We start from the raw sequence: 15457 nt of genomic DNA on the forward strand, positions 1-15457 counted from the left end.
TGTCGCAATCCACACCGAACCGGAAGGCCCTCACCTGTTCAAGATCCCTCAGCCGAGACCTGGCTCACCCGTCCACAACCTCCCCGGACAGAACATCTAGGGCAGGCCCCGGCGCCCGCTCCGGGTCACCGGCGACCACACGGCGCCGCGGCGGTCCGGTCCGCCACTCATCCGAACTGCACGGACCGCTTCGCCATTCCCATCCAGAAGCCGTCGATCACCGACTTCTGCGCGTCCGGCCCGCCGCCGGCGTCCGCCGCGCCCAGGGTGACGAAGAGCGGGGCGAAGTGTTCGGTGCGCGGATGGGCGTAGCGGCCGGCCGGGGCCTTGTCCAGGAAGTCCAGCAGGGCGTCCCAGTCGCGGTCCTCCAGGGCCCGGCGGCCCCAGTCGTCGAACTCGGCCGACCAGCTCGGCACGCCCGGCCCGGTGTGCCGCAGGGCGGCGAGGTTGTGGGTGAAGAAGCCCGAGCCGACGATCAGCACGCCCTCGTCGCGCAGCGGCGCGAGCCTGCGGCCGAGGTCCATGAGCCGGACCGGGTCGAGGGTGGGCAGGGAGACCTGGAGGACGGGGATGTCGGCGTCCGGGTACATCTCGACGAGCGGGACGTAAGCGCCGTGGTCCAGGCCCCGGTCGGGGATGTCCTGGACGGGCAGGCCGGGGGCGCGCAGCAGCTTGCGGACGGCGTCGGCGAGGGCGGGGGCGCCGGGAGCGGCGTAGCGGACCCGGTAGTAGTGCTCGGGGAAGCCCCAGAAGTCGTAGACGAGCGGGACGGTCCGCACGGCGCCGAGGGCGAGCGGGGCCTCCTCCCAGTGGGCGGAGACCATGAGGATCGCCCGGGGCCGGGGCAGGGCGGCGGACCAGGCGGCGAGCTGGCCGGGCCAGACCGGGTCGTCGGCGAGCGGCGGGGCGCCGTGGCTGAGGTACAGGGCGGGCATGCGCTCCTGGGCGGTGGCGGACATGGTGGCGGCTCCGGTGGTTCGATGAAGATGCTTTAACTCTCAAGCAGTCTCGGCGACACCCTACCCACCACTTGTTCAAGTTTCAAGAAGCTGCCTCGTACAGTGGATACATGAACACGGCACCGGACTCCGTCGCGCGGCAGCGCTGGCTCACCGACGAGGAACAGCGCGTCTGGCGCGCCTACCTGCACGCCACCACCCTGCTGGAGGACCACCTCGACCGGCAGCTCCAGCGCGACGCGGGCATGCCGCACATCTACTACGGCCTCCTCGTCGGCCTCGCCGAGGCCCCGCGGCGCCGGCTGCGGATGACCGAGCTGGCGATGCAGGCGAAGATCACCCGCTCCCGGCTCTCGCACGCCATCGCCAGGCTGGAGAAGAACGGCTGGGTCCGCCGCGAGGACTGCCCCTCCGACAAGCGCGGCCAGTTCGCCGTCCTCACCGACGAGGGCTACGAGGTGCTGCGGCACACCGCGCCCGGCCATGTGACCGCCGTACGGCAGGCGCTGTTCGACCGGCTGAGCCCGGAACAGCAGGAGGCCCTCGGCGAGATCATGGAGATCGTCGCCGAGGGCCTCCAGCCCAAGGAAGCGGGCGCGGACCTGCCCTGGCTGCGCTAGGGCCTCTCGTTCGGATCACGCCGGGCTCGCGGGCCGATCCAAACGAAAGACCCAGCCCGCCGGGCGGCTCACCGTACGGCCGCTCAGTGGGCGATCACCGGCACCGGCAGCTCGTCCTCGGCACCCTCGCCCGAGACCACGGCGCCGGTGTCCGGACGGCCGGCGTTGACGAAGGTGAAGGCGATCAGCGAGGCGAGCGCCAGGATGCCGACGGCGACCCAGATCGCGGCGCTGTAGCCGTGCACCATGCCCTGGAGCTGCACCAGCTCCTGCTGCGGCCTGGCGGTGGCACCGGCGATGTGGTCCTTGACGTACGAGGTGGTCGCCGAGGCGGCGATGGTGTTCAGCAGGGCGGTGCCGATCGCGCCGCCCACCTGCTGCGAGGTGTTGACCATCGCGGAGGCGACACCGGCGTCCCGGGGCTGGACGCCCTGGGTGGCCAGGGACATCGCCGGCATGAACGCCGTACCCATGCCGAGGCCGAGCAGCAGCATCGCGGGCAGCAGCAGCGCCGGGTACGAGGAGTCGATCTCCAGCTGGGTCAGAAGCAGCATGCCGAGGCCGGCGACCAGGAAGCCGGGGCCCATCAGCAGCCGGGCCGGGACCCGGGTCATCAGCCGGGTGCCGATCTGGGTGGAGCCGGTGATCATGCCCGCCACCATCGGCAGGAAGGCGAAGCCGGTCTTGACCGGCGAGTAGCCCTTCACGATCTGCAGGTAGTAGGTCAGGAAGAGGAACAGGCCGAACATGCCGATGATGGCGAGGCCGAGCGAGAGGTAGATACCGCCGCGGTTGCGGTCGGTCACCACGCGCAGCGGCAGCAGCGGCGCCCTGACCTTGGTCTCGACCAGCACGAACGCCAGCAGCAGCACCACGGACCCGACGAACATCGACACGGTCACCGAGTCGCCCCAGCCGTCGGACTCGGCGCGGGTGAAGCCGTAGACGAGCGCGACCAGGCCGAGGGTGGACAGGATCACGCCGGGGACGTCGAGCGGGGAGCGGTTGCGGGCACCCGCCGGCTCCCGGATGACGAAGTACGCGCCGGCCGCGGCGACCACGGCGAACGGGACGTTCACGAAGAAGGTCCAGCGCCAGTTCAGGTACTCGGTGAGGAACCCGCCGAGGATCAGGCCGACGGCACCGCCGCCGCCCGCGATGGCGCCGTAGATGCCGAACGCCTTGGCGCGCTCCTTGGCGTCCGTGAACATGACGGCCAGCAGGGACAGCGCGGCCGGGGCGAGCAGCGCGCCGAAGACGCCCTGGAGGGCGCGGGCGCCGAACATCAGCGTGCCGGTGGTGGCGGCGCCGCCGAGCGCGGAGGCGGCGGCGAAACCGGCGAGGCCGAGCACGAAGGTGCGCTTGCGGCCCCACAGGTCGGCGACCCGGCCGCCGAACAGCAGCAGACCGCCGAAGGCGAGCGCGTAGGCCGTGATCACCCACTGCTTGTTGCCGTCGGATATGCCCAGGTCCTGCTGGGCGGCGGGCAGGGCGATGTTCACGATGGTGGCGTCCAGGACGACCATCAGCTGGGCGAGCGCGATGAAGAGGAGCGCTTTCCAGCGGTTGGCGTCACCGCTCGTGGCGGCGGGACCGGGAGCCCTGAGGGCTGTTTCGGACATGGAGATACCCACTTCGGGACTTCGGGAGCAGACGGTGTCGGCAGGCGTGCCGAAAAATGACGAGAAAACGGAGTAAGGCGGAAAGATGAAGTGACGGGAGCGCGAACGGAGTCGGAAAGCGGCGGACGCGAACGGGAAGGACGGAAGGTGCGGTCGGAGGGAGCGGCCGTACCGGCCGCCGTACGGCCGGCGGACCGGGCACGGGAGCCGGACTGATCGGTCAGGAGCCGCGCAGCTCCCGGAGGTTGACGGCCCTCCCCGGCAGGAGCGAGCGGGCGGGCGCCCGCAGACCGTCGAGGAAGAGCTGGAGATGGCGGTGGACGAAGCGGTCGCCGCGCAGACAGTCCGTGCCGGCCGGGGGCCGGCTCAGCTGGGCCACGGCGATCATCAGATCGCCCACGTCGACGTCCGGCCTGAGCTGCCCGGCCGCCTTGGCCCGGGCCATGATCTCCTCGACGAGCTGCTCGACGCGCTCGCGGGCGGCCTCCAGGTCGGGGTGGTGCTGGTCGAACGTGCTGGACACCATGGGACACAGCGCGCTGATCCGCTCGTCGGCAGCGGCGTGCGCGAAGTGCTCCAGGGCGGTGAAGGCGTCCCCGGTCTCCGCGAGGGCCAGTTCGGCAGCCTCGGCGGTACGGTCCATCACGGAGCAGACGACCTCGCGGACGAGGGCGTCACGGTCGGGGAAGTTGCGGTACACCGTGGCGTTGCCGACGCCGGCCCGGCGGGCGATCTCGTCCAGCGGCACATCCGGGCCGTGCTCGACAAACATCTCGCGGGCGGCGGTGACGATCCGTTCCCGGTTGCGCAGGGCGTCGGCGCGCGGCCGGGTCACCTTGCGCGCTGCGGGGGCGGTCGCGGCGGACACGGGCACTCCTGAAGGTCGTGGTGGGCGATCCGGGGAGCAGGTCCCCGTTTCGCTCGGACACAGGGCTAAACGGGGAGAGCGTCCCCGGTTATTTCCGGCCAGGGAAAAGAATGCCTGTGACCTGAGCCACACTCACCATCCGTCGGGATTCACCCTTCCGCCGTCCCGCTTTCCCACCGTCGGCCTCCTCCAGCGCGCGGCCCCCGCGCCGTCGGCACAGGGTGTGCGCAAGGGTGCAGCCGGAGACCGGCGGCTGCCGTGGCGCGAAAGGTCCCCGCATGCAGCCGCAGCCCCGCCGCCGCATACGCCCGCGCCGGATGGCCGCCCTCTCCCTGGTGACCGCACTGACCCTCGCGGTCAGCACCTCGGCCGGGACCGGGCACCTGACGGCGCCGACCACCGCCGGGCCCGTCGGCCTGGCCCGCTCCGCCGCACTCGTCCCCTGCATGATCCACGGCGGCCTGGACGTGCAGATGACCGAGGGCCTGCCCACACCGGCCGGCTACTCCCGCTCCACCGGCACGGTGCACGCGCTGACCCTGATGGTGGACTTCCCGGACGCGCCCGGCGAGGGCGGCGCGATGGACCGCTTCCACGAGTTCTTCCCGCACACCCAGGACTGGTTCCACACCGCGTCGTACGGCCGGCTCGACTACCGCCCCGAAACCCCCGTCACCACCTGGCTGCGCATGCCCAAACGCTTCCAGGACTACGGCATAGAGCGCGGCGCCCCCTTCGACCCCGGGTACCGGAACCTGGTGCAGGACCTCGTGGCCGCCGCCGACCCGAAGGTGGACTTCCGCGACTACGACCTGCTGAACGTGCTCGTCACCCCGAACGCCGGCCCCTCCGCCCTGGACACCGTGCTCTCCGTGACCTTCGCCGGCAACGACGACGCCCCGGTCGCCGACGGCGTCCGCATATCCAACGCCTCCTTCGTCTACTCCCGGCAGGACGACGGCTCCGGCTCCTACGACAGCACCGGCTACCGGGTGCTGCCGCACGAGAACGGCCACACCTTCGGCCTGCCGGACCTCTACACGCAGGACGGCGGGGGCGCGGTCGGGCACTGGGACATCATGAGCGAGGACTGGGGCGCCAACAACGACCTGCTGGGCTGGCACAAGTGGAAGCTGGGCTGGCTGGACGGCGGACAGGTCGGCTGCGCGGCGGCACCGGGCAGCGCCGAGTTCGCCCTGACCCCGCTCTACCAGCAGGGCGGCGGGAAGCTGGTTCTCATACCGGTCACCGCGCGCAGCACCTACGCGCTGGAGGTCCGCGCCCAGGGCGGCAACGACGAGGCGGTGTGCCGGCCCGGCGTACTCATCTACAAGATCGACGCCGCGGTCGACACCGGCCGCGGCCCGGTCACCGTCTTCGACAGCCACCGCGGCAGCGGCGGCTGCACCCGCAGCCCCAACGTCCACGCGGAACTCTCCGACGCCCCGTTCACCGCCGGCGAGACCTTCAAGGACCCACGGCACGGCATCAGCGTGCACGTGGTGTCGATGGACGCGGACGGCAACTGCCGGATCCGTGTGACGCGAACGGGGGGTGGGGGCGGGGGTGTGACGGTGAGTACGGGGTGACGGTGAGTACGGGGTGAGGAGGGGGTGGGGTGGTGGGGAGGGGTGGCTGGTGGGGCGGGCTGGCCGGCTGCTCGGGTGGCCTGGCTACGGGGCGAGGTGAGCGGGGCGGCCGGGGCCGGGTGGGCCGTGCTCGGGGCGACTGGGCTGGCCGAGGCCGACTGAGCTGGCCGGGCTGCTCGGGCTGCTCGGCTGACCTGCCGGGGCCGGGTGGGCTGCTCGGCTGACCTGGCGACCGGGGCCGGGAACCGACCGGGACTCCGGGTCTCCGGGTCTCCGGGTCTCCGGGTCTCCGGGACTCCGGGACTCCGGGACTCCGGGACTCCGGGACTCCGGGACTCCGGGACTCCGGGACTCCGGGACTCCGGGACTCCGGGACTCCGGGCTGGCCGAGGCCGATCGAGGCTGACCGAGGCCGGCCGGGGCGTCGGGGTTTACCGTAGGCGTGCCCCCATGCCGTACCGGAGAGACGATGCCCGCGATGACCGCAGTGGATGCCGACGCCCGCGCCGGGGCCGGGACGCCGGCGGAGGTGGTCGGGCCGCTGGTGCGCGGGGTCGGGGTGCTGCGGCGGCTGACGGAGGCGGGCGGCGCGCTGAGCCCGAGCGCGCTGGAGCGGGCCACCGGTCTCGCCCGCTCCACGGTGGACCGGATCACCGCGACCCTGGCCCGCATGGGCTACGTCCGCCTGGACGGCCGGGACGTCGTCCTCACCCCCGGCGTACTGGAGCTGGGCAACGCCTACCTCGCCGCCCTGCGCCTGCCCGCGCTGCTCGGCACGCACGCCGACGCCCTCGCCGACGAACTGGACGAGTCGGTGTCGCTGGCGGTCGCCGACGGCGACGGCATCCGCTTCATCCACCAGGCCACCCGCCGCCGCGCGCTGTCCGTCAGCTTCCGCATCGGCGACCTGCTGCCGGCCGAACGCACCGCGCCCGGCGCCCTGTTCGCCACCGAGTGGACGGACGCGGAGTGGTCCCGCTGGCGCGCGCGCCGGGCCCAGGACCCCGAGGGTACGGCGTTCCCCGCGGTTCCCCCCGGCCCCGCCGCCGAGGAGACCGAAGCCGCGTTCGCGGAGCGGGTGCGCCGGGCCCGCCGGGACGGCTGGGCGCTGGACGACCAGTTGATCGAGCCGGGCCTGGTCGCGGTGTCCGTGCCGGTGCGCGACCCGGGCACCGGCCGTCCGGTCTGCGTGGCGAGCGTGGTCAGCCACACCAGTCGGCACGCGGCGGCGGATCTGCGCACCAGTCTGCTGCCCAGGCTGCGTACGGCGGTACGGGCGATGGAGGCCGCCCTGCGCACCGCGCCGCCGCCCGAGCCGGGCCCCGCGCCCGCCGGTCTGGCGGCCTGGACGACGGCGTCCAAGCACGAGCTGGGCCGGGACTTCGTGGAGTCGCTGGCCCGTGGTCTGACGGTACTGACGGCGTTCGGCGAGGGCCGCCCGGCGCTGTCCCCGGCCGAGGCGGCACGGGCGACCGGCCTGTCCCGGGCCACCGCCCGCCGGGCGCTGCTCACCCTCGACCACCTGGGCCTGATCGCCGCGCACGACGAGCACGCCTTCACTCTCACCCCGCGCGTCCTGGACCTCGGCTTCCCGCCCCTGGCCCGGACATCGCTGCCCCGCCTGGCGGAACCGCATCTGCGGGCCCTGGCGGAGCGGCTGGACGAGCCGGCGGCGCTGGCGGTCCTCACCCCCGACCGCACCGAGATCCAGTACACGGCGGGGGCGGGCGCGGGCCGGGTACTGACCGTCCGGGTCACCGTGGGCGCGCGGCTGCCGGCCGCCGCGACCTCGCTGGGCCGCGTCCTCCTGGCGGACACCGACGGACCCCTGCCTCCGGGGCTGGCCGAGGTCCGGGCGCAGGGGCACGCGCTGGCCGACGAGGAACTGGAGTCCGGCCTGCGGTCCGTCGCCGTACCGGTACGGGACCGCACGGGCCGCGCGGTCGCCGCGCTGAACGTGGCCACGCACGCGGCCCGCCGCACCCTGGCCGACTGCGCCGACACCCTGCTCCCGGCCCTCCGCGAAACGGCCGCCCGCATCGAACGGGACCTACACACCACGTCCCGCTTCACCCACGTCCCACCCACCTGACCTCCGACCCCCGCACCCCGCGTCACCCACGCCCCGGCCACCCGACCCACGACCCCCGCACCCCACCCGGGGCCCCGCCCTGGATCCGGTACCCTGTCCACCAAGCGCCCACCAGGACGCCCACCCACGCCTTCGTAGCTCAGGGGATAGAGCACCGCTCTCCTAAAGCGGGTGTCGCAGGTTCGAATCCTGCCGGGGGCACTAAACGCATGGCCCTGACCTGGGGTTTCTCCTCAGGGAAGGGGCCTACTCGGCCCCGGACGTCCCGTCCGGGGCCCCACAGCCGCCCACGCCGCGCCGCCGCCTTCGCGAATCCACGCTGCGCGAGAAGCGCGTCCACCCCCGCTACAGCAACGACGAGTTCACCCTCCTCGCGAACGCCGCCGCCCTCAGCCGCATGCCCGTCGGTGGCTATGTCGCCGAGACCTCGCTGGCCGCCGCCCATGCGGATGATCCCACCGCCGCGGTGGCCGACTACCGGGCCATGGTCAAGGCGCTGATGGCGGCCAACGGGCAGCTCGGCAAGATCGGCGGCAACCTCAACCAGCTCGCATGGCATCTCAACAAGGACGGCGCGTGGCCCGCACTGGACCTCGTGCAAAGGCTGCTGGACCGGGTCGAAGCGTCGATCGCGGATGTGGACGTGGCCGTCGCTCAGGTGACCTCAGGGCGGTGAGCACGTGATTCCGAAGATCATCCTTGGCAAGGGTGCTCGCGCCACCCGTCGCCTCATCGGCTACCTGTACGGACCGGGCTCCGCCAACGAGCACACCGACCCGCACCTGGTCGCGTCCTGGAACGACTTCGCCCCCGACCCCGGCCGCAGCCCCCACCGCAACCCCAAGGATGTCGAGGACCAACTCGCCGCGCAGCTCGACCAGCCCGTGAAGATGCTCGGCGACAAGGCCCCGACGACCACGGTGTGGCACTGCCCGGTCCGCGCCGCGCCCGAGGACCCGATCCTGACCGACGCCCAGTGGGCGGACGTCGCCCGCCGGATCGTGGCCGCCGCCGGCATCGCCCCCGAAGGCGACGAGGAAGCCTGCCGCTGGGTGGCGGTCCGCCACGCCGACGACCACATCCACATCGCCGCCACCCTCGTACGCCAGGACGGCCGCCGCCCCCGCCGCGACCACGACATCCGCGCCGTCCAGCGCGAAGCCCGCAAGATCGAAGCCGACCTCGGCCTGCGCCGCCTCAACCCCGGCGACGGCACCGCCGCCAAACGCCCCACCAGCAAGGAGCGCTTCAAGGCCAAGCGCCTGGGCCAGGACACCACCACCCGCGAGATCCTGCGCACGCGCGTACGGCAAGCGGTGGCAGCCGCCTCCACCGAGACCATATTCTTCGCCCTGCTGGAGGCGACCGGCGTCGTAGTGCGCCCCAAGACCGGACCGTCCGGCGACGTCCTCGGCTACAGCGTCGCCCTGCCCGGCGACCTCAACAAGCACGGCGAGCCCGTGTGGTTCTCCGGCTCCACCCTCGCCGGCGACCTCTCCCTGCCCAAGATCCGCCACCGCCTCACCTCCACCACCCCCGAACCGGCCACCGCCCGGGCGGCCGACCCTTGGCACCAGGCCACCGCCGCCACCGAACGCATCCCCCGCCGCCTCACCCACGGAGACGACCACGTCGCCCAGGGCCAGCTCGTCGCCCTCGGCGGAGCCCTCGACCTGCTCCCGCTCACCGCACCAGCCGCCGCGAGGAGCGAGCTCGAACGTGCCGCCGCCGTCTTCGAGCGCGCCACCCGCTCCCGCATCACCGCCGACTTCGACAGCGCCCGCGTCCTGCGCCGCAGCCTCCAGACGATCCTGCGCACCCGCGCCGCAACAAGCGACGGCGCCGGGCTGGCGATGCTGCTGGACGCCGCCCTCATCTCCGTGGCCTTCGCGAAGCACTGGCACCGCACCCACCAGCACGCCCAACAGGAGGCAGCAGCCCAGCAGGCCCTCGTCCACCTCCAGACCGCGTACGCCCAGGTCGCCGTCCCGGTCCTGGACGATCTCGCCCGCCGCGCCCCCGGTATCCAGACCAAGCAGCGTTACGCCCGCCACCTCCAGCAGGCCGTCCCCGAGCACGCCGATCGCATCCTGAAGGACCCCGCCTGGGACGCCCTCGCCACCGTCCTCGCCGACGCGGAGACAGCCGGCCACACCCCGTCCACCCTCCTCGACCAGGCCCTCGGCCAACGCGCTCTCGATGACGCCCGCAACCCAGCGCGTGCCCTGACCTGGCGCATCCACCGCCTCGGGCAACGCCACGCACCCGGCCCCCTCGCCCAGGCAGCCATGGCCCGCAGCACCACACGGCTCCCTGCCACCCCGGTCCACCCGCCGGCGGCCACACCGACCGCCGTACAGCAGCCGCAGGTGCGGCGGCGTTGACCGACCCTCGTGTTCCCCGAGGGAACAGGGAAAGCGTTCCCTCGGGGAACACCCGATTCGTTCCCTCCGGGAACGGGCGCGTCCTGCCGAGGCAGACCAGTGATCCTTGTGCGTCTGCACGGCCGACTCCCGTATCGTCGCCAGGGTGACCGACGCGAACGTGGCGGACAGGACGCACCTCCCCACAGACGATCTTGCCGAGCTGATCCGGGCATACGACATCGACGAAGTGCTGGACCGACAGCACCTGGCCGATGGCCTCATGAACGTGAACTGGCGGCTGGACACCCGGGCCGGGAGGTTCGCCCTCAAGCGGGTCACAGACGTGCCGCTCGATCGACTGCGTCGCAACCTCGCGGTCCTTCCCGTCCTGGCTTCGTACGGCGTCCCCGTATGTGCCCCGCTCCCCACCGTCCACGGCGATGTGATCGCCGAGGTCCGCGGTGGCGTCTACTGCCTCTTTCCCTGGTCGGCCGGGGAACACGTTCGCGGAACTGACCTGTCGCTGACGCAGACGTCCAAGCTCGGCACACACCTCGCGGGACTCCATACGGCACTCGGCCGTGCTGTCGATGAGGCCGGGATGACCGCAGTGCCGGCCTCGGTCACCGCTGAGGTGACCGAGGCCGGCCGAGCCGTCCAGAAGGCTGACCGGCTTGCCGGAGCCGTGTCGGCCCGGGGCGCGGGCGACGCTTTCGACAGGGCCGCGGGAACTGCCCTCGAAGAGCGCAAGATCCTCCTCGACAAGCACGCCCACCTGCGCCCCGAGGGAGACGCCCCTGCGGGCCCGCATGGCTGGACGCACGGTGACTTCCAGTACCGGAACCTCCTCTGGGCGGACGGCGGACTGGTTGCCGTCCTGGACTGGGATCGGCTGGGAGTCCGCCCGTACGCGGAAGAAGTCGTTCGTACGGCGCAGGTGCAGTTCGGGGTGGAGGGCGTGTTCGACCTGGAGCGGGTGGCTGCCTTCGTGGCCGGCTACCAGTCGGTGATCCCGTTGGAGTCGGCCGATCTGGTCGACGCCGCGCGGCGACTGTGGTGGAAGCGAATGACGGACTTCTGGCAGCTCGAGTTCCACTACGACCGGGGCGACCACTCCTGCGACGAGTTGTTCCTCGCCGACGAGGCGCTTCTTCACTGGTGGACGGAGCGGCTCGACGTGGTGGAGCGGGCATTCGCCGGATCTGCCTAGAGCCCCAGCTCCCGAAGCTCGGGCAGGCACGGTCGCGTGAACGTGACCGCCTGACGCCGGGCCCTCATGCCCAGCGCCTCGTGGTCCGCCTCTCGGATCGCGCGTGCCCACGTCTCGGGGCCGGCTGTGCTCGGCAGGACGATTCCGGCGTCGCCGATGGCTTCGGGGATGCCGCCCCGGTCGGTCCCGATGCTCGGGACGCCGTGGAGCGCGGCCTCGACGATCACGCGGGGGAAGGCATCTTCCACGGTGGACGGGACCAGCAGCAGGCGATGGCTGCGGTACAGAGGCCCCATGTCGTACACGCGGGGCACGTACGTCACGTTCGGGCAGGCGGCGAAGTCGGCGGCGGTGTCCCACCAGCCTTCGACCAAGGTGAAGTGCTGTTCCGGCATGAGACGGATGAGCTGGTGCAGTAGCTCGGATCCCTTGGCGGGGATGGGGTTGATCATGAGTACGGACGCGGTGCGGGCCTCGCCCGAGCCCTCCCCGGGCAGCGCGAACGGCGGGTACATCACGGCGAGGCGGGTGCCAGGCGTGTGGGGGGCGCGTGCCCGGACGAAATCCGACACGGCGAGGCCGTAGTGGGGTCGGCCGGCGAGGACCCCCAGTCCGGTGGCCGAGACGGAGTGCAGGAGGCCGACGACGAGCGCGGTCGGTCTGGCCTGCGCGGCGAGCTGCGCCGAGCCTTCCTGCGAGGTGAACACGACATCAGGGCGGAGATCTCCCAGGAGGCTGCCCAGCCCGTGCTCCACCTTGTTCTGCGTCAACGCTGCACACTCGACCCCGTTCCACCGGTAGCGCAGGGTGCCGTCCGCCTCGTCGTACGGGACGTGATGCTGGTCCAGGTGGGCACGCATGTCGGGGAGCTGGGTGGCTCCGTCCCAGGGCGCCTCGTGCGAGCCGAGATAGGTGACGTGCCAGCCGGCGGCGGCGAGTTCTTCGGCGAGGAGCTGTTGGGTGACCTCGGCGCCGCCAATGAGGAACGGGGGCGGGGTGCGGCGCCAGGCGAACAGGGCGGTGGGCATCTTCCTTCACCTCGCCCAGAAGGTGACGAGGGCTTCCACGGCCTGGGCCACATCGTCCGGCCCCGCGTCGGCGGCCAGGACCGTGAGCTCTCGCGTCACGGGCCGACGGGGCGTGTGGACGAAGTAGTCGCGGGCGTGGCGGAGGAAGCCCGGCTCGTGGAGGAAGTACTCGGACTCAGCGGCGGTGTGGCCGGCGGTCTTGCGGCGGAGGTGGAGCGTCTCCGCCGGTACGTCGAGGTAGAGGGTGTGGTCGGGGCGCAGGAAGGAAAGCGTCTTGAGGCGGTCGCGGAGCTGGTGGTGGACGCCGTACCCGAACAGGGCGTCCAGGGCGTACGCGTGGGCGAGGAGGGTGTCCACGGAGCGGTCGAGGATGACGAGCTGCCTGCCGCTCGCGGCGGCCTCGGCGAGGCGGGTCGCCTCGATCTCCATGAACCTCTCGAAGGCGGCGAGTTGGGCAGCGGCCGAGTCGGTCCGGGCCGGAGGGATGTCGTCGCGGTGGGCGATGTGCCTGACGTAGCAGTCCGAGACGAACGCCCGCGAGCCGAGGGCGGTGCGGCGGAGGTGACGTATCGCCGTGGACTTGCCTGCGTAGGAGGGTCCCTCCAGGGCGATGATCAGCACGTCGACTCCTCCATCCGGTAGAAGCGTTCGGCGTACGGGCCGGGCCCGTCGACGAGGTCGGCCGCCGTGGTGAAGGCATGCCGGATCGGCCGGTACATCTTCCGCGCTGGGTGCATCTGCGAGCCGTGCATCCGCAGGACGGTGACCTTGTCCAGGACGACGTCGGTGATGTCCACCAACTCGGGCCGCATCGTCGCCCCCGTACGTGCACGGAACAGGTTCTGGTCGCAGCCGGCGAGCGCGTACGTCGACCAGAACGCGAGGTCCTCCCAGAACCAGGTGCAGCCGAGGCGAACGGCGGCCTCATGGACGAGGAGGTGGTCGGGGTGGCGGGTGACGGCGGCGGGCGCGAGGAGTTCGGTGCCGGGGTGGGCCGCGGCAACCCGACCGAGGTCTTCGGTGACCCGGTCAAGCACCTGTGGGTCGTAGGGACGGTACGGCGGCTCGGCGTCCTTGTGGCCGAGGATGTGTCGGCGGGCGGCGAACGGCGCAAGCGCGGCGGCACCCTCCCGGTCGCGCAGCTCGGACACGGTGTCGACGTCGGCGTACGTGACCTCCAGGGCGGGGTGCACGCTCCGGGACCGGGTGAAGACGGTGGCCACGGTCAGCGGTCGGGGGCGGGCGAGGAAGGTTCCGGAGGCGGAGAGGGCGAAGTCGTCGTGGTGGGGCTCGATAACGAGGACCGGACGGCCGACGGGGGTGCGCGCCTCGATGTAGTACGGGACGCGGGTGTGGGGTGCGGTCACCTCCAGGACGCTGTGGTCGTGGTTCCGGTGGCGGGCGGCGAGCTGCCGGGTGTGCGTCTGGTGGGCACGGTGGAGGTCGTCGGGGAAGGTGTAGATGCCGTGCCCGTCCGGCACCGGCAGGTCTCCCAGGAACTGGGGCTGCACAGGAGTCTCCTTCGTCATCGCACGGTCGTCTCGTACCAGTGGCGCCACATGCGGGGCGACCGGAGGCGCAGGCGGGCGGTGACGGGGTTCTGCCACCAGAGCATCCGCAGGCTCGACCACTGGTCGTAGCGGCGGGTCGACGGGCGCACGCGCAGCTCGTCGAGGATGGTCACGGGCCGGTCGGTGGCCTGGCCGTGGGCGGTGAGGCGGGCGAAGAACTCCACGTCCTCACTCATGAACAGGTCGTCCCGGTACCCACCGATGTGGTGGAAGGCGTCGGCGGTGCAGAACTGGTTGACGCCCTGGGCCCCGCCGCTCCGGGTGCGGTAGTGGTCCCAGTAGGCGCACAGCAGGCGGGCGCCGAGCCGTTCCGGGGTGTAGAGCGGCGGGATGGCGCCGCCGACGGCCCCGGCGTCCATGGCGGCAGCAGCAGCGGTGACCGCCTCCAGGGGCAGAGCCACGTCCGCGTCGGTGAAGAAGAGCCGGCCACCGCGGGCGGCTGCCGCTCCTGTGTTGCGGACCCGGCCGATGTTGCGGACGGACTCGGTGACGACTCGGACACCGAAGGAGGAGGCCATGTCGGCGGTGGCGTCGGTGCTGGCGTTGTCGACGACGATCACCTCTCCCGTACGGCCGGTGATCTCCTCCCAGCGGGTGAGTGAGGCGAGGACGGAGGGCAGGTAGCGGGGCAGGTAGCCGGCCTCGTTGAAGGCCGGGATCACTACCGACAGGGCGGGGGTGCTCATCAGCGCGTCCTTTCCGGGCGGCGCGTACGGAAGAAGTGCGGGGTCCGTCGGCTGAGGTCGTCCAGGCGGCGGGCCCACAAGGCGCGGTCGTCGCCTGGGGAGGAATGCGCCCAGGAGCGCAGGGTGTGGAGGATGACCCAGGCGCCCAACAGGTGGTGATCGAGGGCAAGGGGGTAGGCGTCGGTGACCGTGCGGGCCCGGAGAGTCGAGAGGGCGCCGGTCATGACGAGGGTCTGGGCGACGTCGGATTCGCGGGGACCGGCCGCGGCGTCGGTGAAGTCGACCAGGTGGCGGATGGCTCGGGGGCCGGCGATCACGACGTTGTCGCCGTGTAGGTCGCCGTGGCACCACACGGGCGCCGTGTGGACGGCGTCGGCGATGGTGGCCAGCGCGGGCGCGATGCGGTCGAGGCTGCTGGGCGGGCAGCGGCGGCCCAGTGAGGTGACCTGCTCGTGGAGCGGCCGGCGTGGGGCCGACGGCCGGACGGGGGCCCGGTGCAGGCGGCCGAGCAGGCCGGCCAGGTCTTTCAGAGCTCGCTCGTCGGAGATCCGGCCGGAGCGCATGGCGCTGCCGAGGGTGAGCGGGCCGAGGTCGGCGGTGACGAGGGCGGTCGCCTCGTGGCCTGGAACGTGCCCGTATCCGATGAGGGCCGGTACGGGGACGTGATCGGCCACAGCCCGGATGGCAGCGCTCTCCGTGATCGCGTTGCGGCGTGCGGTCGCCGCGTACAGCTTGATCACGACACCGCGTCCGTCGGCCAGGCCCGCCCGGTACACGACGGTGCGCGTACGTGCGGACAGCCGGCAGGCGGTACGGGCCGGTGCCCCAGTCAGGGCGAGGGCAGCG

Annotated in this window: 14 protein-coding genes and 1 tRNA gene; 7 read left to right on the forward strand and 8 right to left on the reverse strand. The window is 72.4% G+C overall.

Annotated elements, in window-relative coordinates; all coding sequences use genetic code 11:
• Positions 1–167 precede the first annotated feature (167 nt).
• The gene (locus ACZ4SV_RS23705; protein ID WP_397937852.1) at positions 168–959 is read right to left on the reverse strand and encodes a dioxygenase family protein; all 792 of its coding nucleotides are present in this window, start codon (positions 957–959) and stop codon (positions 168–170) included.
• A gap of 110 nt (positions 960–1069) precedes the next feature.
• On the opposite strand from ACZ4SV_RS23705, the gene ACZ4SV_RS23710 reads away from it, so the two are divergent.
• On the forward strand, positions 1070–1579 hold the full coding sequence (locus ACZ4SV_RS23710; RefSeq protein WP_365879800.1) for a MarR family winged helix-turn-helix transcriptional regulator: 510 nt from the start codon (positions 1070–1072) through the stop codon (positions 1577–1579).
• Positions 1580–1662: 83 nt separating this feature from the next.
• On the opposite strand, the gene ACZ4SV_RS23715 is transcribed toward ACZ4SV_RS23710, so the two are convergent.
• Together ACZ4SV_RS23715 and ACZ4SV_RS23720 are read right to left on the reverse strand one after the other, a co-directional pair.
• Entirely contained in the window at positions 1663–3201 is a 1539-nt protein-coding gene (locus ACZ4SV_RS23715; RefSeq protein ID WP_468006294.1) for an MFS transporter, read from the reverse strand.
• Positions 3202–3421: 220 nt separating this feature from the next.
• Positions 3422–4069, reverse strand: coding sequence for a TetR/AcrR family transcriptional regulator (locus ACZ4SV_RS23720; protein WP_468006295.1), 648 nt, complete (start codon positions 4067–4069; stop codon positions 3422–3424).
• Positions 4070–4347: 278 nt separating this feature from the next.
• On the opposite strand from ACZ4SV_RS23720, the gene ACZ4SV_RS23725 reads away from it, so the two are divergent.
• The 6 genes from ACZ4SV_RS23725 (at position 4348) to ACZ4SV_RS23750 (ending at position 11326) form a co-directional block, all read left to right on the forward strand.
• Positions 4348–5658: a M6 family metalloprotease domain-containing protein gene (locus ACZ4SV_RS23725; RefSeq protein WP_468006296.1), complete on the forward strand. Its 1311-nt coding sequence runs from the start codon at positions 4348–4350 to the stop codon at positions 5656–5658.
• Between the two features lie 469 nt (positions 5659–6127).
• Entirely contained in the window at positions 6128–7750 is a 1623-nt protein-coding gene (locus ACZ4SV_RS23730) for an IclR family transcriptional regulator domain-containing protein (protein WP_468006297.1), read from the forward strand.
• Positions 7751–7878: 128 nt separating this feature from the next.
• A tRNA-Arg gene (locus ACZ4SV_RS23735) sits at positions 7879–7951 on the forward strand.
• A 118-nt stretch (positions 7952–8069) separates the two neighbouring features.
• Positions 8070–8426, forward strand: coding sequence for a plasmid mobilization protein (locus tag ACZ4SV_RS23740; RefSeq protein ID WP_468006616.1), 357 nt, complete (start codon positions 8070–8072; stop codon positions 8424–8426).
• A 4-nt stretch (positions 8427–8430) separates the two neighbouring features.
• Positions 8431–10134: a relaxase/mobilization nuclease domain-containing protein gene (locus ACZ4SV_RS23745; protein ID WP_468006298.1), complete on the forward strand. Its 1704-nt coding sequence runs from the start codon at positions 8431–8433 to the stop codon at positions 10132–10134.
• A 106-nt stretch (positions 10135–10240) separates the two neighbouring features.
• Positions 10241–11326 (forward strand): phosphotransferase, encoded by a 1086-nt coding sequence (locus ACZ4SV_RS23750; protein WP_468006299.1) that lies wholly within the window; start codon positions 10241–10243, stop codon positions 11324–11326.
• On the opposite strand, the gene ACZ4SV_RS23755 is transcribed toward ACZ4SV_RS23750, so the two are convergent.
• From ACZ4SV_RS23755 to ACZ4SV_RS23775, 5 genes are read right to left on the reverse strand one after another with little or no spacing between them, the layout of a single operon-like run.
• The gene (locus tag ACZ4SV_RS23755; protein ID WP_468006300.1) at positions 11323–12354 is read right to left on the reverse strand and encodes a glycosyltransferase; all 1032 of its coding nucleotides are present in this window, start codon (positions 12352–12354) and stop codon (positions 11323–11325) included. The two genes, ACZ4SV_RS23750 and ACZ4SV_RS23755, sit on opposite strands and share 4 nt — an antisense overlap.
• Before the next feature lie 6 nt (positions 12355–12360).
• Entirely contained in the window at positions 12361–12975 is a 615-nt protein-coding gene (locus ACZ4SV_RS23760; protein WP_382704525.1) for an AAA family ATPase, read from the reverse strand.
• Entirely contained in the window at positions 12969–13883 is a 915-nt protein-coding gene (locus ACZ4SV_RS23765) for a PIG-L deacetylase family protein (RefSeq protein ID WP_468006301.1), read from the reverse strand. Before ACZ4SV_RS23765 ends, ACZ4SV_RS23760 begins: the two co-directional genes overlap by 7 nt.
• Complete coding sequence (locus tag ACZ4SV_RS23770) at positions 13880–14611, reverse strand: glycosyltransferase (protein ID WP_468006302.1); 732 nt, start codon at positions 14609–14611, stop codon at positions 13880–13882. The genes ACZ4SV_RS23765 and ACZ4SV_RS23770 overlap by 4 nt, the downstream gene beginning before the upstream one ends.
• On the reverse strand, positions 14611–15387 hold the full coding sequence (locus ACZ4SV_RS23775) for a phosphotransferase (protein ID WP_468006303.1): 777 nt from the start codon (positions 15385–15387) through the stop codon (positions 14611–14613). Before ACZ4SV_RS23775 ends, ACZ4SV_RS23770 begins: the two co-directional genes overlap by 1 nt.
• Between the last annotated feature and the right edge of the window lie 70 nt (positions 15388–15457).

It is taken from the genome of Streptomyces sp. NPDC027672 (assembly GCF_055566335.1).